The 17,928-nt window shown below is 40.4% G+C and carries 19 protein-coding genes and 2 pseudogenes; 17 read left to right on the plus strand and 4 right to left on the minus strand.

The window, feature by feature from the left end; genetic code table 11:
* Window positions 1-1,176 precede the first annotated feature (1,176 nt).
* The 17 genes and pseudogenes from HPY31_RS07825 (at window position 1,177) to HPY31_RS07910 (ending at window position 14,604) form a co-directional block, all read left to right on the plus strand.
* Complete coding sequence (locus HPY31_RS07825; protein ID WP_216675538.1) at window positions 1,177-1,704, plus strand: sigma-70 family RNA polymerase sigma factor; 528 nt, start codon at window positions 1,177-1,179, stop codon at window positions 1,702-1,704.
* Complete coding sequence (locus HPY31_RS07830; protein WP_172139914.1) at window positions 1,697-2,758, plus strand: DUF4179 domain-containing protein; 1,062 nt, start codon at window positions 1,697-1,699, stop codon at window positions 2,756-2,758. Before HPY31_RS07825 ends, HPY31_RS07830 begins: the two co-directional genes overlap by 8 nt.
* Before the next feature lie 119 nt (window positions 2,759-2,877).
* A complete protein-coding gene (locus HPY31_RS07835) occupies window positions 2,878-3,189 on the plus strand; it encodes a YolD-like family protein (protein WP_172139916.1) in 312 nt (103 codons plus the stop codon).
* Between the two features lie 422 nt (window positions 3,190-3,611).
* On the plus strand, window positions 3,612-4,388 hold the full coding sequence (locus HPY31_RS07840; RefSeq protein WP_172139918.1) for an HNH endonuclease: 777 nt from the start codon (window positions 3,612-3,614) through the stop codon (window positions 4,386-4,388).
* Between the two features lie 80 nt (window positions 4,389-4,468).
* Entirely contained in the window at window positions 4,469-4,666 is a 198-nt protein-coding gene (locus HPY31_RS07845; RefSeq protein WP_172139920.1) for a DUF4177 domain-containing protein, read from the plus strand.
* 29 nt (window positions 4,667-4,695) lie between these two features.
* Window positions 4,696-5,310: a hypothetical protein gene (locus HPY31_RS07850; protein ID WP_172139922.1), complete on the plus strand. Its 615-nt coding sequence runs from the start codon at window positions 4,696-4,698 to the stop codon at window positions 5,308-5,310.
* A 180-nt stretch (window positions 5,311-5,490) separates the two neighbouring features.
* Window positions 5,491-5,634: a hypothetical protein gene (locus tag HPY31_RS07855; RefSeq protein ID WP_172139924.1), complete on the plus strand. Its 144-nt coding sequence runs from the start codon at window positions 5,491-5,493 to the stop codon at window positions 5,632-5,634.
* 887 nt (window positions 5,635-6,521) lie between these two features.
* Window positions 6,522-6,755: a hypothetical protein gene (locus tag HPY31_RS07860; protein ID WP_172139926.1), complete on the plus strand. Its 234-nt coding sequence runs from the start codon at window positions 6,522-6,524 to the stop codon at window positions 6,753-6,755.
* A gap of 31 nt (window positions 6,756-6,786) precedes the next feature.
* Window positions 6,787-7,209, plus strand: a complete 423-nt coding sequence (locus tag HPY31_RS07865; protein ID WP_172139928.1) for an HD domain-containing protein — start codon at window positions 6,787-6,789, stop codon at window positions 7,207-7,209.
* Window positions 7,210-7,613: 404 nt separating this feature from the next.
* Entirely contained in the window at window positions 7,614-7,949 is a 336-nt protein-coding gene (locus tag HPY31_RS07870; protein WP_172139930.1) for a hypothetical protein, read from the plus strand.
* Window positions 7,950-8,511: 562 nt separating this feature from the next.
* Window positions 8,512-8,931, plus strand: a pseudogene (locus HPY31_RS07875) (DUF4280 domain-containing protein); the annotation flags it as partial.
* Window positions 8,932-9,807: 876 nt separating this feature from the next.
* Window positions 9,808-10,218 carry a hypothetical protein gene (locus HPY31_RS07880; protein WP_172140634.1) on the plus strand — a complete coding sequence of 137 codons (411 nt, stop codon included), beginning with the start codon at window positions 9,808-9,810 and terminating at the stop codon, window positions 10,216-10,218.
* 391 nt (window positions 10,219-10,609) lie between these two features.
* Window positions 10,610-11,335, plus strand: coding sequence for a hypothetical protein (locus HPY31_RS28800; RefSeq protein WP_253901733.1), 726 nt, complete (start codon window positions 10,610-10,612; stop codon window positions 11,333-11,335).
* Between the two features lie 1,027 nt (window positions 11,336-12,362).
* Window positions 12,363-12,875: a DNA polymerase III gene (locus HPY31_RS07895; protein WP_172139932.1), complete on the plus strand. Its 513-nt coding sequence runs from the start codon at window positions 12,363-12,365 to the stop codon at window positions 12,873-12,875.
* Window positions 12,876-13,294: 419 nt separating this feature from the next.
* The gene (locus HPY31_RS07900) at window positions 13,295-13,951 is read left to right on the plus strand and encodes a hypothetical protein (RefSeq protein WP_172139934.1); all 657 of its coding nucleotides are present in this window, start codon (window positions 13,295-13,297) and stop codon (window positions 13,949-13,951) included.
* Window positions 13,944-14,480: an accessory gene regulator ArgB-like protein gene (locus HPY31_RS07905; protein ID WP_172139936.1), complete on the plus strand. Its 537-nt coding sequence runs from the start codon at window positions 13,944-13,946 to the stop codon at window positions 14,478-14,480. Before HPY31_RS07900 ends, HPY31_RS07905 begins: the two co-directional genes overlap by 8 nt.
* Window positions 14,470-14,604, plus strand: coding sequence for a cyclic lactone autoinducer peptide (locus tag HPY31_RS07910; protein WP_172139938.1), 135 nt, complete (start codon window positions 14,470-14,472; stop codon window positions 14,602-14,604). Before HPY31_RS07905 ends, HPY31_RS07910 begins: the two co-directional genes overlap by 11 nt.
* A 267-nt stretch (window positions 14,605-14,871) precedes the next feature.
* Here the strand turns inward: HPY31_RS07910 and HPY31_RS07915 are convergent, their stop codons facing one another.
* The 4 genes and pseudogenes from HPY31_RS07915 to loaP all read right to left on the minus strand — a co-directional run bounded on the left by HPY31_RS07915 (window position 14,872) and on the right by loaP (window position 17,862).
* Window positions 14,872-15,285: a hypothetical protein gene (locus HPY31_RS07915; RefSeq protein ID WP_172139940.1), complete on the minus strand. Its 414-nt coding sequence runs from the start codon at window positions 15,283-15,285 to the stop codon at window positions 14,872-14,874.
* 160 nt (window positions 15,286-15,445) lie between these two features.
* Window positions 15,446-16,264, minus strand: a complete 819-nt coding sequence (locus tag HPY31_RS07920; RefSeq protein ID WP_172139942.1) for a lipase family protein — start codon at window positions 16,262-16,264, stop codon at window positions 15,446-15,448.
* A gap of 38 nt (window positions 16,265-16,302) precedes the next feature.
* Window positions 16,303-17,133: pseudogene (locus HPY31_RS07925) on the minus strand (lipase family protein).
* A 195-nt stretch (window positions 17,134-17,328) separates the two neighbouring features.
* The gene (loaP, locus tag HPY31_RS07930; RefSeq protein WP_172139944.1) at window positions 17,329-17,862 is read right to left on the minus strand and encodes an antiterminator LoaP; all 534 of its coding nucleotides are present in this window, start codon (window positions 17,860-17,862) and stop codon (window positions 17,329-17,331) included.
* Window positions 17,863-17,928: the final 66 nt, after the last annotated feature.

Consider the following 17,928-nt stretch of genomic DNA (forward strand, 5'->3'; position numbering starts at 1 on the left):
GGCACCCAAAAAGGTGCTTTTTCTTTTGCTCCATTCCTGGTTGCTAGGGCATCTCGGGTAACCGAGATTACAGCGGCCCAAGTTTTGGATAGTAGCAGCTGCCTCACGCGGGAAGTGTGGGTGATTTAGGATAGACAAGCTCTTAAAACTTTCTCAAAATGGTATTGAGGAGGTGGATGAGAATTGTCTTTTGAGAGTGGGCCTTTTGTTGATGTAATGGTGCTATTACTTGTCATAGCGTTTGCGCCAGCAGGGATATTTTTGGTTTACGGTGTTTATCGAAAGTGGTCAGTAATAATACTCGGTCCAGTGACATTGAGTATAGTTGCTATAGGTGCTGTGTATTGGTGGACTAATCATTTTAAACCATTCATTAGCGGAAATTGAATTAGCACCCACGGGGTGCTTTTTCTATTGATCAAAATGACCGTCCTCTAATGAGAGTACAGTCACAATAAAAAAGCCTTATGTACCAAGGGGAACGGTTCCTTCTGGAGAGGTAGATGCATGCGGGTCGAGCGAACCTAGAAATCTCCAGATTTATTTTTTTAAAATTACTTTCGCTTTTGCTTAACCCGATCCCAGAGATGACATTTTCAAATTTTGGCTTCATCTGATGACCCGGAAATTGGTATCCCTACGATACGAGTTTAAAACGAAAGTGAGGTGGGAAAAATTTGGCGAGGCCAAAAGCGAAACCAGAGAAGCAACAAGATAAAGAAATACTGACGTCAGAATTGGTGGCAAATGTAGGGAAGACTCCCAAAAGGTTGGGTCAGTTAACCAAACTCAAATTAATATAGGTTCGAAAAAAATGACTCTGTTCTAGCACATGTGGATGGTATGCGTAAAGCCGAGCTGAAAATCCACTAATGTTAATACCTCTCCAGCTGATCCCAACAGCAGCACGAAGTAAAACGTTTTAATAGAGTGGTCGGCTCATTACTAAATGAAGCATCTATAGAGAAACTTAAACGTTAGAACTGATCATGCTTATCCACGTTATGAATCACACTTTCAGTATAAAGAAACCATTAAATCCAGCGTTTTTAATAAAATTAAGATGGAATTGAGTCGTATAAATGAAAAATTTAGGATAATGAGAACCAAACTGCTCTCTCCTTGTGTCTATATTATATAGACTTCAAACAGGATGTGAATCGATTGAGAGAACCGATGAATAATTGTGATGAAGAGCTTGCGTGTTCCGGAGATTTAGAAGCTTTTACAAGGCTGGTCAAGAAACATGAACAGAGCATGTATCGCGTTTCCCGTTCCATTTTGACGTCCGAAAACGAGTGTCTGGATGCTGCACAGGAAGCAATAATAAAAGCCTACCATTCGTTGTCTACTTTGCGGGATCCCCGTTTTTTCAAATCGTGGCTCATGCGAATTCTTGTCAATGAATGCCACCGCCTGGTCCGTAAAACCCGCAAACTCGTACTTCTTGACGAGTGGCATGAGCAAGCATCTTCCTATCGTTTTGAAGAGAACATCGAGGTGCACGAAGCCGTCCAGCTCTTGGAAGAAGAACTTCGACTGTGTATCGTTCTGTATTACTTTGAGGATATGGCAATCAAAGACATATCGATCATACTCAGCCAACCGGAGGGGACCATTAAATCTCGATTGAGTCGGGCAAGAAAAAAATTGTCTGCTTATTTCACTTTAGAGTCTACAGAATGGAGGACTAGCCATGAATGAATTACAGGTTGATAAAGAGCTTCGCGAAAAAGCAAAGAAAGCGAATGTTGATGTTCCCACGCATTTTTCTGCTGGAATCGATCAAGTGTTGGGCTCTCTTCCGATACGTCCTGTACTGAAGAAATCATATGTGAGGAAGAACAAGTGGTTGATATCCGTTGCTTGTCTTTTTATGGGTATGTTCTTATTGATTGGGGCGGGGCTTGTGTCTCCAACCATGGCACACATGATGAAAAACTTGCCTTATGTGAGCACCATTTTCAGTTTCGTTGGGGATTCAGGGATAAAAGTAGCCGATCAACAAGGACTTACTCAACCGTTGGATCAGTCAGTGAACAACCAGGGAATCACGGTGTCTCTAAAAGAGGCCTATTACGATCGCCTTAATCTTTCGATTGGTTTTGTTGTCACATTCCCGCCGAGTGAAAACGGGTTTCAGCATATAGAGAAGCTCAGCTATGAATGGCAAGGGCGTACGATAACGAGAACATTCACGACGGAAGAAGCCAAGAAAAGTTATCTGCTACATTGGCGTCACGTTGAGGGAAATACATACTACGGAACATTTCAGCCGTTCTTCTTTGAAGAATTGCCTGAAGAATGGACATTAAAATTGGTATTACAGAAAATAGGTGGCGTAGATGGAACATGGCAATTTGACATTCCTCTTACTCGAAAACCTGCAGATGCTGTGACGAAGGTAACGGAGCCAGGAGTTTCCGGTCAATCAAGAGGCTTCATTCTCTCGGTTAAACAAATTATTCGAACCCCTAGTACCACTAGGATTGTTTTTGGGGTACAGGGTGAAAGTGAATCCATAGAACCGGCAGAGGAAGAAACGTTGAATCAGATTGACCTGTTGTCAGATGCTATTCGCGTTTTCGATTCAAAGGGCGTTCCTCTTTCCAGTATTACAGACGAAAAGGGAAATAGGCGAGGAGGCATCACCGGTAGCACCATCTTCACCAAGGATTTCCATCCGATTTCCGTGGACTCCCACTCCATGACTATCGCTGTAGACAAACAGTTGCGTTTCGAGATCCCACTCAACTGACAAAAACCACTCAGCCGCCAGTCTTCCTTTTAGGCTGAGTGGTTTTTGCTGTTATTCAAGTGCTCCTTGTAGAGAATGGAGCCAGGTAGGTAGCAAGCAAAATAGAAAACCTATTATCGATGCGCTTTGTGTTACTGGAGCAGCGAGCTTTGTACTTACAGATGAACGAAGACGACAAGCTGGTTAAGATCCCTATTGTTGAGCAAGACGAACTGGAATCCTTAAACTACGTTATTTGTGATTCATCCCGAGCGGATTATGCTATTACAGTAACGTGGTGGGAGCAAGTAAAAGGCAACCTGGGGACCATATGTACAATGTGGGGTGTTGTTAAGTGGATCTATCAGAACGGTAGGAGAATTAAGCTCGTTACCGATGAAGATAGCCAGTGGATATCTATGGATCAAATAACGGCCGTAATCGCGGACTAAGGAGGACTCTATGGAAAAGTCAACCACACCAAAAAGACCGACCGGGATGAATTAGAATTAGAAGAAATGGGGAATTAGCTCGTTGAAGCAAAAGATGATGGCGACGGGAGAGCGTTGACTGTTTGGGGAATGCCTGAGAAAGTACGTGAGCGGATATCGGTCCTCGATTCGCGCACAAGGTTAGTTCATGTTGATGAAAATGGTATTACAAGGAAAATTCCTTTCGTAAAGGTTAGCTACGAATAATTTCCGACAAAGGGGTTTTCCTTTGTCCGGGAAAGTTCCCCGCATCAAGAATCGGATTTACTCTTTAAAGCATTACCCATTAATTTTCTCAGTCTCCTTCCCCTTCCTACAGGTAGCTTACATAAAATTCCTACCTACAGTAAAATAGAGGAAGTGAACTTAGGAGGGGACTTTCAATGTCTACCAATCTTCCAAGCAAATCGGATAACATTCGCCAGTTACACAAAGAAGGTAAATCAATTAGTGAAATCAGCAAAATACTCAACATCCGCTATCAACATGCATACAACGTCGTCAACAAACAAAATAATCAAGGCGAGCAAAACCGGCTACCAATCCAAGCTGCAGTGGATAGGAACGATCTGTATGCTACCCCAGCATCAAAATTATCTCAAAGAAAAAACATGGGCACGGGGATGTTTTCGAGAATCAACTACCAGTTACGACGTGGCATGAAGGAGCTATACTTGCTTCGTAATCTATCTGAGACGGAGTGGGAAGAAATAAAAGCGTTCTTCAACCACAAATGTGCCTATTGTGGTACTCCGGATACTGGTGACTCAAGAAATGGACTTGTTCCGGATCACCTTATCGCTGTTGCAGAAAACGGGGATTTCGTACTTGGCAATGTGATCGCTGCTTGTCATTTATGTAATGACAAACGAGGAAAAAAGCCATGGAAGAAATGGCTGGAGGATAATTATAATGTGAATGCCCCCGTAAGGGTTTCGAAAATAGAATCTTATCTTGAGCGCTACCCTTACACGCCGCCTGCCGGACCCTGGGAACGTTTGACCGAATCGGAGATGACTCAGTATTTTTCCATTATAAATGATTGGCAAGAACTATGGTTACGAGCACAAAAACTCCGTGACCAAATTTCCGCTCGTAGATCTGAACCTACATTGGATTCAGACAAACTAGATTACGAGAGCGAGGAAACGACAGACTAGGATACAATCGTTACTGACTTTCAAGAGGCGGATTCGTATAAAAGATGGTTTTGATCGTAATTAACATTGGGGTGAGTATTGTGGAAAAATGGGAATATAAAACTCTCAAGTTTCAAACAGGTGGATTCTTCGGAGGAAAATTGAACGCTGAAGGATTTGATGGAATACTAAATAAAATGGGCAATGAAGGATGGGAACTAGTTTCTTGTTTTGATACAAGCCAAACACAAGGTGTTTCAAGGGACGTCATTACAGTTTTTAAAAGAAAGAAACAATAAAATGAAGTTTTAATTAGGGAGAGTGTTGCATGAATTACCCTTTAGTTGTTGCAGTTATAAAAGAGCCCTATTATCAGATACCTGATTGGTTGAATACAGATGTGGCTTATACTGAATACGTCAAGTTAACAGGTCAAACTACTAGTGATGAAGTTGATTTGTTTATTGCGATGCTTTTGGGATACAACAATATAGACATTAAGGGTACACCTCATGAAGTGTTAAAGCGATTATTTGATGAATCAGATGTAGTAATTGGAGGAGGAATCTATTTTGAAAGTAATGATAGGATAATTCCTCCGAGTTGTTGTTCTGGTCTAGAAGCTTGGAGAGATGTGCTAGATAGTGTTATTAACAGGAAAAGCCCTTGGATGGGTCATAATCCAACACCAAGAATGGAATTCGTTGATAATATAGTGCGTGTTTGGTCCGATGATTCTAATGAAGAAGATGTAGACAAGAATGAACTTTACTATATTGATTTTGATTATGTGGAGTTTATTGCAAAGCTAAAAATGGTTGAATCGGATTTAATGGAATTTGCAAGAGTGCCTCTCTTCAATAGATTTTTAGAGTTTGACCCTGAGTTAGCCAATGATGTGGTGAAAAGGTTTGAAAGTTGGTTTATCTTCAAAGGTGACTAAGAGGGGCAGTAAAAAAGTGAACCATTATTCAAAGAAGGTCAGAAGGTATTCACTAAAGGCGGTCTTGAGGCAACAGTTGTTAAGCAATACAGTAATTTATCAGAGTTTATATACACTATTTCTTATGTGAAAAATGGTAGGAAATACGCAACGAATATAAAAGAGGCTAGCTTAGGTTTAGTGCCATTCGAACCAGAGCCAGAAAAGCCTAAAAAGGGTTATGAAGCAATTAGGCAGCGAGTTATTGAGAAAGCTGAAGAACAAAAGAAACGGGCTGACTTAATTGGAAGACTTGCAGAAGTCAATGATTCCAATTCTGAATAAAGTATTGAGTTTATTTCACTCAGTGGAGCTGACTTATTCACTAGAGAACAACTTATGTTTCCTCACTACAGAAGAATGAAAAAGAAGTCTTTCCTGCTTGGAAGGTTGAACCCGAATAAAAACAAGATTTTGTTGGGAAAGGAGAGGTAATGCACACTTTAATCAAACAAGTAAATGGATACACAATCAGACATTGGACTCTTGGTGATGTGTTTTACATTCAAGAAGGTGAGGAATGAAAAGGTAACTTGATTATGTTTTGGAGGGAAAAATGAGTAGGGTATTTTCTACGCTTGCTTCAAGGAGTATTGTTTCAATAGTCTCCGTTATAAACTACTATGCTCTAATGCTGCTCGCTTATCTGATATTAACGGGAACAGATGCTTTCGTAATTACAGCGATACTTCCTATCATGTCGATCATTTTGGCAGTAGTTACTTTCGTTACATTGCATCGTGGAAAAGATAAAGGATGTGGCATGATGATCTTATGGACGAGTTTCATGCAACTCTCTTTATTCTTACTAATAGCTTTTTTCATAATTGATACGATGACAAATCCTCATGGTATTTGGATTTATAAAACACCATAGTACAGCGCTTTAATTAGGAGTTGATCTATTTCGACCAAATTAACTAGCTGCTACTTTAAAGGTAATGATATTTATCTACTTCTGGTAGTTATATTGCCTACATAAATAATATTCTTGCAAAACTATAGCACAGCTATCTGAATTGGTAATATATAGGTATTTTGAGTGATTTAGGAAAGGTTATACTTGAACTATGGGCCTCGGTAGGGGTGAGGGTTGTACCACAAGAAATAGGTATCGCAATGATATTGGAGTAAATGAAATTGGCATTTCATCAAGAATGGATGAATAGAAAATGGAAGCTTATACCAAAATCGAAATGCTAAAACTTATTAAAGCAATGGCAAATAGTCAGCTACTGACTCTGATATATGAAACGGATTCAGATAAAGATTTCGATCCAAAGACATTGTGGAGCACAACAGGCATAACTTACTTACAGTGGCTGGATGCATTATGTGATGAAGGCGTTAGGCGAGGACTATTGCTTACTGAACCAAGTAAGGATATTCGAGATGATTCCTTTTAAATTGGGGAATTCATGAGGAAGGAGAATACAAATGAGTACATTAGAAAAAGCAATTGTGATTGCAACACAAGCTCATGCTGGACAAGTCGATAAGGGTGGCAACCCATACATACTTCACCCTTTACGAATCATGTTAAAGATGTCGACGGTAGAAACTATGATATCAGCTGTTTTACACGATGTGCTTGAGGATACAGATGTTACAGTGGAAGAGCTTCGAAATGAAGGGTTCTCTGAGGAAATCATTGCGGCAGTTATTGCTTTGACCAGAAATGATGACGAAACATATATGGAATTCGTCGGAAGAACAAAGCAAAATCCAATCGCAAGGTTAGTGAAGTTGGGTGACTTAGAGGACAATAGCGATTTGTCAAGGATTCCAGAGCCAACCGAGAAAGACTATGAGCGACTGCTACGCTATAAGAGAGCCATTAAAGAACTGCTTTCAATATAGAACGCGAGCGGGAAGCACAATGCTCCGATTTGGAAAGGACTGCTTGAAGTAAATGAGATTTTACCTTAATTAAATACACTATACTTCGATTAGAACATATGTGGTATTAAAGAAGTCATATGAAATCTTAATTTGTATTTACTTGCCTTGCTAAATCTGTTGATGATGGATGGTTCATATATGAATGTCAGAAGGCTGCCTAGCATAGATAGTTAATCACCAACCGCCTACGGGCGGTATTTTTGCATTTTCGGAAAGACCTACTTTCTCGAAACGATTTCCACGAAATTTTAGCTGATCAATTAAAAATTCCTTTACAACCGAATAGTCAGAATTGAAAACATATAACGTGCAGATTATAATTTTACTTAATTTACAATAAATCCCACAGGGGGTATTAGTTAATGAAACGATTCACAACTGTATTACATGCAGCTCTCATAACTTCTGTACTATTTAGCTCGCAGGGAGTTAGCTTGGCACAGGAAAAGAATAGTGAAGCTATGGTAGATCAGCAGGAGATCGAGCTCATCGAAATCGGCATAGCCCAAGTGATTTACTTGGAAACGTACCCGGGCTACTCGTATGCATTAAAGGAGGGAAAGTATGTCTGGCTCGATTATGATAAAGGCACCTTTGAGTATAAATTGGTGGCAGGATTGTCTCAGGCAACGGATTATCTGTATCAATATGACCAGTACGGAGTTTATCTCAAAACTATCAAAGTAATTGTCAAATAAGCAGAGTGTGTCCATCAAAAGTTTTAACCGAAAGCTTTTGTCTGGTGAAGACAAAATAGGCCGATGACGGTCTATTTTTTATTTTGTTGCTTGAGACGAAAGGAACCGGGATGTTTTCGAGTATCCCACTTATAAAAACATTTGTTAAAACCCTTGAGAAACAAGGTTTTTTATGCCCTCAACCATCCTCCCTGATTACATACCCCCCTAAGAGGTGGTTACCGCTTGATTATTTTTCACCTTGATTCAACAAAAGCATTTCAGCTTTCTCTCGAAGTTATCAGCTGCCTCTTTTTGCATTTTTGGCACCATGGCAATATTCGTTTATTTTAATCCATGTTGCAGGTATATCGAGCAGGGTAGACTCAAAACCGAATAAGGTGGTTTTTTTGTACATAAAGGTGTATTTGTAACTTTATACCTATCGCTCGTAATCATTCTACATCCGATACTTCAAAATGTGGGTATTATTTCCTTTTTACATATAGATTGGATATCTAGCATATCGATCACCATGAGTCTTCCATCTGTATTGAATCCTTTACAGAGAGGAGGAGACTGAATGCCCAATATTGAAGGTATCAACATCCAACAATCAAGTGCGGAACGCAAGAGCTACGTGGTTGTGGGAGCTATTTTATCTTGCAGCAACGGAAGTAAACAGAGTCGGCTGAAAATGCCGTTCAGCCATGGTGTTTTTGTAAAAGGAAAGCCGCAAATGAACATCATGGATTTTGTTCCCAACGTAAATATCATGCCCTTTGGAAAGTGCAGCAGCTTACAAAATCCCACAGTCGCTACAGCCACGGCAGCTAACAACGGTGTACTTAAACCAATGCCATGCATACCTCTGACAACAATGCCATGGATAGATGGGAAAGCGGACAAAATGGTCGGTGGCCATCCTGCATTGCATAATAAATCAACAAATATGTGTTTTTATTGTGGGCAGATCAAGATAGAAGATGACGGGCAGGATTTGGGTGGTGTGACGATAGGAAATCAGTCGTCAACAAATAGCGGGACGTCTGCTGCTGGTTTTGGACAAGGACCAGCTTGCGAAAAGCCGCAGGAAAAGCCCGGCATGTGGGATAGTTTCGTCAAAGGAATCTCAATGCTGGGAGACGTTCCAGCCGCGATGCAAAAAGCGGCAAGTGAGTTGCCAGGGGCTTTGGAGAAAGCTGCTAATGATTTGCCAAAAGGTTTGAAAAAGGCAGCGGAGGATTTACCAAAGGGTATTGAGGTGTTTGTGAAGGAAGGCTTTATCGAGCCAATGCAAGAAGACTTGGATACGTTGCGGGATGAGGATGTCAATCTTGAGGATGCACTTGCAATTAGTGGTCTTGCCGTACATGCACTGACGTTGGGGAGAAGTAAGAATGTTAAGGATATAGTGAATGCGTTAAAGAAGGGAACGGGTAATGTTAGACCTGTACAACAAATTAATAATAGATTTCCCGATGATGTTCAAACTGGAAAAGAGTTTTCTTTCAATATCGAAAATGGATATTTGAAAAACACTAATGGTCTTACAGGAGTGGATTTTGTTATAGACATGAATGGAGGACTTCATATTGGGAGAGGGCATTCCTTTTTGGCAAATGGGCAGTCAGTTCAAGCGGCAGGAAAGCTAAAGCTTAATGGTCAAGGACAGGTTCGAAGTATAGCTAACCTATCTGGTCACTATACTCCTACAGTTGAGCAAGCAAAATTATTCCCACAAGTTCTTGAGCAAGCAGGGGTGAAGACTAAAAATGCTTGGTTTGATATTTATACTATAGAAACAACTCCTTCGGGATACGTTAACACAAATGAACTTGTTAAGATTTCTAGCACTAAGTTAAAGTAGGTGATGAACGTGGAAGAAATAAAGCAGATGAATAAAGATATTTTTAGAGAAAATTTATTAAAAACGATTGAGGAAATTTCGAAAAAGAAAAGATTGATTTTTAGCGATTGCAAATTTGTTATAGAGCCTGTGAAAGAAAAAGACAAGCCGCTAAACGGTGCAGATGATATGATGAGGCTAAATATTTTAAGTGAAGAAAACATTGGGAACAAGCGATTAACATTGGATAACACTGTAAATTTACTTTGTGGATTACAACCATTAGTACCAATATGGATAGATGTACTTTTCGTCGAAATGAATGAAAATGCCGCTATTTTTAAGTTGCGTTGTAGTCTAAGGTTTAGAAAGCCGACTTTATTGAGAAATGCAGAAACTGGACACGCTCCGTTCAAGGCTATAATAGAAGAAATTTTCTAGGTAAGGCTTAGGCTTCTTCTTCTGGTGGGGCTACCCAGTGCCGAATGAACCGCTTCACCTTATAATCACTAGTATAACCTTTGTTCTGCCTGAGGAAATTTTAGAATGTTTGAAAACTGTATACTTAACTATGATTTGAAGGGTAACATATCTGACACAAGACGTTTTTACGAATTTTGCAAGTCAATCGATAAACGCTCTATACTAAGGCTACGCACGATGAATAAGCCGCTCGGGTAAAGAACCGGGCGGCTCTTTTTTTGAAATGGTAAGTGAAGAGCATAGCTGAAAAAATTCTGTCGTAAGTTAGCGGGTTCCAAGCAACAGCGGGCCGTCTACTGCTGGTTTTGGACAAGGACCAGCTTGCGAAAAGCCGCAGGAGAAGCCCGGCATGTGGGATAGTTTCGTCAAAGGAATCTCGATGCTAGGAGACGTTCCTGCTGCGATGCAAAAAGCGGCAAGTGAGTTGCCAGGGGCTTTGGAGAAAGCTGCAAATGATTTGCCTAAGGGTGTTGAAGCGTTTGTAAGAGAAGGATATATCGAGCCAATGCAAGAAGACTTGGATACGTTGCGGGATGGTAAAGTCGATCTCGCGGATGGAATTGCAATCGGTGGGCTTGCCTTGGGTGTACTTACGCTGGGGGGAAGTAAAAGAATTAAGGGTTTATTGGATGCGGCAAGGAAAGGGAAGAAGAGAACTGGTGGAGGTCAAAACAATTTAAGGAAGATTAAAGATACTAAAGGTCTACGTAATGATCTACCTTTAACTGAGAGCCAAATCAAGGAACTAACAATTTATGCTGAAAAGTTAGGGATGCCGAAGGAAAACATTAATGTAGCAGGTCCTGATGATACCTCCCCGACAGGGTTATTATTTGATACGATTCTAAACATTAATAATGACGTTCTTCCTTCAAATGCAGCAGGGAAATTGTCTGCGAATAGTAGAATTACTGGAAAAGCTACCATAGCACACGAAGTAGTAGGGCATTATGAAGCGGGTCTAGCTGGGAGGTCCCTCCAAGTCATGGATGAAGAACTTAGGCCTATTATTAGGAATTTTGCATTGGATAAGCACAAGCAAGTATACGTGCTGCAAGGTTTGCTCCTGATTTAGCACAAACGGAAAGAATTATGCTTTTACGCGATGGAATATCTAGGCTACGAAACGCAGGAATTAGAATCAGAGATGTAAGGGAATTACTTTTCATTGATCGTCGATAGAAGGGAGAAAATCTTTTGGAGATAATGAGATTAGATAATGTAGTTGATATGCCCGGGCGGGGGTTGGTGCTGATCGTTAGCTTTGTTGAATCGGATACACACGACATTACACAACTAAAAAGAATAGTTGGTTCAAAGATAGTCGTAAGCAGCCTGAATGGAACGGATTTCGAATTTTGGGTTAAAGATATTAGTGTGTCATTTTCGATTTCAAATAGCCCTCTTATAGGAATAAATATTCAAGAACGAGTGAATATCGAGGAAATAAAGAAGGGATCCATAGTTTATTTCAATAGGGATTTGTCGGACGGTAATCCTCATAGGGTAGAGTGTATCGATGATAGTATCTAGGACAATTTTACGATGATCATACCACACAACCAATCCCTACCCTTGATTGGCTTCAATAGAGAAATATGTTCACTATACTTTTGAAGGGTTTACAAATCTGACAGACCTGACGCTCTTGACGGTTTTTGCAAGTCAATTGATAAACACTCTATATTAAGGCTACGCACGATGAATAAGCCGTTCGGGTAAAGAACCGAGCGGCTCTTTTGTTGGAGTGGTAAGCTGTGAGACAGAGTGATGAAAAAGTTCTTCTGTAAGTGTCGCATAAGGAAAATACTGTGAGTTCTTTAAGCAATAGGGCTTTACCTCCCATTTATACCATTCGACCCAAATAAACCATCTCCCCATAATAGGGCTCAATATGGGAAAGCTGTTGATGTACAGAAATTAAGACAAATCCAAACTGGCCAAATCCAAATAATCCAAATCCTAACCGGATCACCAAGTATTATCAGTACACCTGATACTCCAACGGGAAGTCACAGAGTTTTTGAACATATAGATGACCCTACCAGAAGTTCACATTTCCCATATGTGCAAATAAATAAAGAATGAGTGGGTGAGAGAAAGTGAGTTTATTGTTGTATCATGCTTATTTACCTGAAAATCACGCACATTTTGTTTCGGAAGAACAAGTCATGCAAGAAGGAATACAATACTTTACAAAGTCTAATAATCGTTATAGTAACGGTGGTAGAGTAAAAAATGAAAAGACTGAAAGTTTGAGACCTTTTGGTATCCCGGATTGGGTTAATTTTAAAGAAGCTATAGGTGTTAATATATCTAATCGCTTCTTTAAGTCGTTTTGTTTTCCTGTGTTTACGGATAAAATTCTCGTATTTGATAGTGAGATATCTATTTCTATCTATGATCAAGCGTTCTACGATGATTTCAAGGATTTTGATGAAGAAGCCTTGAACTTTGACACGGGAGAAAGCATTGAGCATTGGATTAAGTTGTATTGGGATAGCATGATGACACTTCAAGAATACTTGCTAAAAAGACCTTATCCAAAACCAGAGATATTAGTGTTTGAGTCAATACCTAAAGAGATTATTCGAGTGTGTGAAGAAAAATCGTAAACTGTGCGTATTTGGCTTGGTAGGGCTACCCAGTACCCAATTCATGAAGAGCACTTAATTATGATTTGAAGGTTGACGCTCTATAGGAAGGCTACACACGATGAATAATCCGCTCGGGTAAAGAACCGGGCGGTTTTTGTTTTGGATTCACTAATGTTGGAAGGAGTTAGAGATTTAGGAGCAGGTTTATACGTTCTATTCAGATTTCGAGGAGACAATGCTGTACCTAAGGTCGTAAAAACGCCAATGTTATCATATTGATAATTTGTACCTCAAGCACTTCTTTGCTTCAAAACTCATACTTCGATGCTCAATGACACTCGACGCACTAAACTGTCAAATCTGGTAAATTAAAGCAGGAATCTGTCGTTTCTAGTAGAATATAACCCTCATATAAGTAATTGAGGTGAAAAAGTTCCATGCTGTTTGTCCTATTTTCAACATTGGAATACCTTGCAATATTTGCTCTTATGACTACGCTATTTCGATTTGGTTTTTGGGTGCATATCAACCGGATTCTTTTTGTGATTTTGGTATTAATGCTTTTCTCGTTTGGGCTACGCCAATTTACGCCATATGGAGACTATGCAACCATAGCCCAAGTCGTCATCATCTTTGGGACATTAATCCTGGTATGGAACGTGAATTGGGGACAGGCTGCCTTGATGACAATGATAACATCAGGAATCTACTTGGGGATTCAGATGGTGGAAGTGTTTTTCCTAACTGTCATAGGAACCCTAGAGACAATTGAATCGTTAGGGGATCGAACCATCAATACCGGGTTCATATTCCAGACAATCTCCGCAGTACTCACCTTTGCATTATGCTACGGACTTCGGAAATGTAGACTACAATTTACATTTGTCAGAGACGGAGCGCCTTTCTCTCTTTACCACAGAGTCAACATGGTAATTTTATCACTAATCATTGTAACAGGTGTATTGATAACGGTCCTGTTTAAATTAGCAAGTACATATGGAATTGGTTCCCTAGTGTGGATTTTCTTTGGAATGGCAATCGGAATCACAATACTGGCATGGTTGGCTATAAAAAGGGATGGGGAATATGATTGAAACTCTTGCTGAAAGAATAGCCATACAACTAAAGTCGATCAATCCACATGAAACGAAGTCAGTCCCTACCATGAAATTTGGGCTAATCCTTATCATCAACATGCTGCTCATCATTACGATTAGCCTTACCCTTTCCCTCATGATAGGGACATTTCAAGGAACATTACTCACATTGGCCGGATTTTTAGTACTACGCCAATTTTCAGGAGGATTTCACTATTCATCGTCTGTCTACTGCACCATGACAAGTATTACGGGAGCGGTATTCATCCCTCTCATTACCCTTCCTACTGATTTTATCACCCCGATTATTATCATCACATTCGTTCTAGTAGCACTTTTTGCTCCGCAAGATATGGAAATGCAATCACGACTATTCAAACAGAATCAGACTTTTCTCCTCAAGATCATCTCACTTCTCATCGTCAGTTTATTATTTTTCATAGAAAGCGAGACACTGGTTAAGACCTTCTTTGTGCAAGCACTGACGCTAATTCCACTGAAAGGAGGTGGAAAAGATGAGAAATAAAGCGATGATGTTCGTAGCGAAACATGTTTCAGCAATTGCTTCATTTGTTGCAGTACTGGCAGTGTCTACAGCATCCTTCGGTTTCGTGGGGAAACCTGAAATTCCAGAAGAATTAAAGAAATAAGAAGCAATGAACGACACAGACCATTTCTCACTAGATTTCATATCGCCCTAGGAAAAAATGGTTGCCTCAATGCGATTTTTCAAATCCTACCTTTATAAACAAAACACCCGTGTATGATTGTACTGTACTTATCGACTGCTTCTTTCGGGGTGTTACCAATTATCTCAGCCCCTTGGTAGACAAGGGGTTTTCTTATTTTTTTGAATCAAAGGGGACTGTCTTTTAGTCGGAAAATCGACTTTTGAGACAGCCCCTTTCTCTTAACGCTTAATGAAACTTGGAAATAGCGAATTTAGCTGTAAAATTCATTTTTTTCATATAGGAAGAATTCGCTCCAGCTTGAAATTGTACAGAAATATTGCCGTCTTTTTTTGCCTGAAAGACGCGTCCGTAAGGTGAATTCGCTTGGTATGTACCAATCGCTTGATTATCCGCATCAAAGACGGTATAGGAGATCGGGAATCCTGAATTGCTTACAAAAATCGTAAGTTCTTCTCCCTTTTTCAGCGAAAAAGATTCTTTTTGCGTCACTTCGTATGAACTCAGAGAATAGTATTTCGTAACCTCTTGCATGTCTAAAGCCGTTGTTGCTGCGCTAGCTTTTGAGACTTCCACTCCTGGCAAAGATACACCCGAAAGTACTGCAATCCCTAATGCACCTGCTAAAATGACTTTTTTCATAATCGAAATGCCTCCTTTTTTGCTCATTCATGAGCGAAAGTAAATATTTGGAAATTATAACCATTATAGTCTCGTTGAAAATGATTATCAATAAGTTTTTTGAAGATTACTCTCACGGCGTGATAAACAGGACATAAAAAAAGAGAGTGATTCATTGGAATCAACATCCCCCTAAAAACGGCACACACATCCCCGTATCTGGACAAAACCCCTCATTCTCCACGCACAACTTCTCCGTAAATCCAGGGTCCTCCTGCGCCAGAAACTTAAAATAACAAACAATTTCATGATTCCTTACAGCTAAGCTATTCAACTGAAAATCCAACAAATGCTTCCGATCGACATGCTGGTAGTACAACCCTTTTTTCGTAAACGGAGGAGGGTACACCTTGGAAGGCAAAGTCGGAATAATATCATGAACATTCACGATCCAAACACTGTTCTTTACCGTCTCATTAAACCGCGAAGCAAAGATAGGTTCTCCGACACGAGGGCTCCCATACGTATACACAAAAGGTCGCGTAAACTTCGTATTCACGGCAATATCCAAGCCGGCAAGTGCGGCCAAACCTCCCCCTAAACTGTGCCCCGCAACAAATAGTCTTTTCGATCTAGAGAGCTTGCTCAACTCCCGAATCAATTCATCTCGCGCGGATTGGTAAATGCAAGTAAACCCACGGTGGGTCTTTCCTGCCTTTCTGACAAAAGGATAGGGGACTTGATACAAATCCTGATCTGACTCATTGTCGTTAAACGTGCGTGTTCCCCGAAGAGCAACAACGATATTGTCTGGTGACTCAGCTACAAAACCAAATACTTCGGGTTCCGGCGTCTCGACACCAGCCAACGCTCGAATCGTCAAGCGCTGACGATACCCTTGTGGCAAGACAAGTGAATCTGTTTCAAAAAGCTGATAGGCCTGATGGATCATGGCCGCAAGTAAAATCGCATCTTCACTGTTATAAATACGATCGATCATTCATGTGTCTCCCTTTCTCGGTTTCAAGGCTGTAAAAGCTAGCATTTGCCTTGAAACGGAATACACGTATCGGTATCGGGACAAAACCCCGGATTTTCCGCACAGAGTGTTTGGGCGTAATCAGGGTCAAACTGAGTGAGGCTATGAAAATAGCAGGCGATACTATCGTTGCGAGGCGTATTATTCAGTTGAAACGAGATCGGAAACTTGTTTTTTACATGTTGATAATAGATACCTTCCTGGGTAAAAGGAGGTGGATATTTTTGGTCGGGGAAGGTAGGAAAAGCGTCGTGAACATTGACAATCCGCAGGCTATTTAGAACGACTTTATTGAACCGTCAAGCGAAGTGGGGGTCACCAATACGCGGACTGCCATAGGTATAAACGATTGGGTGTCTAAACTGCGTGTTTACCGCTATATCTAAAGCTGCCAGCACAGCTAGAGCGCCACCGTAGTTGTGTCCAGTGATAATCAGCTTTTTTGATTTGGAAAACTGATTTATTTTTTTGAGTAATCGATCGCGTGTTGACTGATACAGGCAAGTAAATCCACGTGAGGTTTTCCCTGCATCTGTGACAAAAGGATAGGGAATTTGTAGGATGTCATAGGCAGCCAAAAGGTCTGCCGGATAGGCTGCGTACCCTCTGAAGGCAATGATGATTTGATCTTTTGATTCTGCTACAAAGCCATACATATGTTCAGTTGGATTCTCTACGTCAGCAGAAGCTCGAATCGTGTATCGGAGTTGAAAGCCTTTGGGTAAGATAAGCTCGCCTTCAAAAAATAGTAGATAAGTCTGATAGCTCATGGCTGCAAGGAAAATGGCAGCCTGACTAGTAAACATGTTGTCTTCGTCCGAGAAAAACATGTAGACAAATTCCTTTCCAAACAAGAATAACGAACAAACACTTTTACGATCGTGCTTCGAACTTTTGTTTGTCCCTCCCAAATGAAAACAGGTCAATCCTATTTGAATATTACTTACCATGAGCCTATGTTTTTACAACGGAATGCGTGCTTGTATGAAGAAAATAAAAAGGGGCGCGTACGAGACGCTCCCCAATTACAAAGGTTTTGAGAGAATTTCAATTCCCACATCAATGGTTTTCTCTACTCCCATGAAGGTTAAAAATATTTTAGCCCTGTTTTTGTGCTTGTCCACTTTTTTGATAATGCCTTCCAGTCCTTTGAGGGGACCAGATTCTACGATCACCTTTGAATTTTCCAGATATACTTTTGAATAATCGACAACCTCACCGTTCCCCATGAGTTGGAGTATTGGGGTGATTTCTTTTTCTTCAATGCTCGAATAATAAGCCCCCTCGTCTTGCGTATAGTAACTACCGTTATTGACCAAACGCAAGCTTCTAGGGATTTTTTTGATTTTATGGAACATTTCGTTAGTCATTTCAGTCTGAATAAGTACATATCCAGGAAAAAAATTCTTTAGGACGTTATACACCATGCCTGACTTTTTCTCAGGCACCAATCTCTTCGGCACAATGGATTTTAAAGACTGCTCATTAAAATAGAGTCTGAGGTACTTTTGAACGACTTCCTCTTTACCGGATTCTACAAAGATGGCATACCATTTCAAGGTGAGCAATCCTTTCATTATGAAGTGGATTCGTAAGTATCTGGAGTACTAATTGCTTTCCAAAAA

Source organism: Brevibacillus sp. HB1.3 (assembly GCF_013186635.1).
GTDB classification, from domain to species: Bacteria; Bacillota; Bacilli; order Brevibacillales; family Brevibacillaceae; genus Brevibacillus; species Brevibacillus brevis_D.

Bases quoted from the DNA above. Each gene is read 5' to 3' on its own strand.
- HPY31_RS07825 (WP_216675538.1), top strand. From the start codon at position 1,177: ATGAATAATTGTGATGAAGAGCTTGCGTGTTCCGGAGATTTAGAAGCT.
- HPY31_RS07830 (WP_172139914.1), top strand. From the start codon at position 1,697: ATGAATGAATTACAGGTTGATAAAGAGCTTCGCGAAAAAGCAAAGAAA.
- HPY31_RS07835 (WP_172139916.1), top strand. From the start codon at position 2,878: ATGCGCTTTGTGTTACTGGAGCAGCGAGCTTTGTACTTACAGATGAAC.
- HPY31_RS07840 (WP_172139918.1), top strand. From the start codon at position 3,612: ATGTCTACCAATCTTCCAAGCAAATCGGATAACATTCGCCAGTTACAC.
- HPY31_RS07850 (WP_172139922.1), top strand. From the start codon at position 4,696: ATGAATTACCCTTTAGTTGTTGCAGTTATAAAAGAGCCCTATTATCAG.
- HPY31_RS07860 (WP_172139926.1), top strand. From the start codon at position 6,522: ATGGAAGCTTATACCAAAATCGAAATGCTAAAACTTATTAAAGCAATG.
- HPY31_RS07865 (WP_172139928.1), top strand. From the start codon at position 6,787: ATGAGTACATTAGAAAAAGCAATTGTGATTGCAACACAAGCTCATGCT.
- HPY31_RS07870 (WP_172139930.1), top strand. From the start codon at position 7,614: ATGAAACGATTCACAACTGTATTACATGCAGCTCTCATAACTTCTGTA.
- HPY31_RS28800 (WP_253901733.1), top strand. From the start codon at position 10,610: ATGTGGGATAGTTTCGTCAAAGGAATCTCGATGCTAGGAGACGTTCCT.
- HPY31_RS07900 (WP_172139934.1), top strand. From the start codon at position 13,295: ATGCTGTTTGTCCTATTTTCAACATTGGAATACCTTGCAATATTTGCT.
- HPY31_RS07905 (WP_172139936.1), top strand. From the start codon at position 13,944: ATGATTGAAACTCTTGCTGAAAGAATAGCCATACAACTAAAGTCGATC.
- HPY31_RS07910 (WP_172139938.1), top strand. From the start codon at position 14,470: ATGAGAAATAAAGCGATGATGTTCGTAGCGAAACATGTTTCAGCAATT.
- HPY31_RS07915 (WP_172139940.1), bottom strand. From the start codon at position 15,285: ATGAAAAAAGTCATTTTAGCAGGTGCATTAGGGATTGCAGTACTTTCG.
- HPY31_RS07920 (WP_172139942.1), bottom strand. From the start codon at position 16,264: ATGATCGATCGTATTTATAACAGTGAAGATGCGATTTTACTTGCGGCC.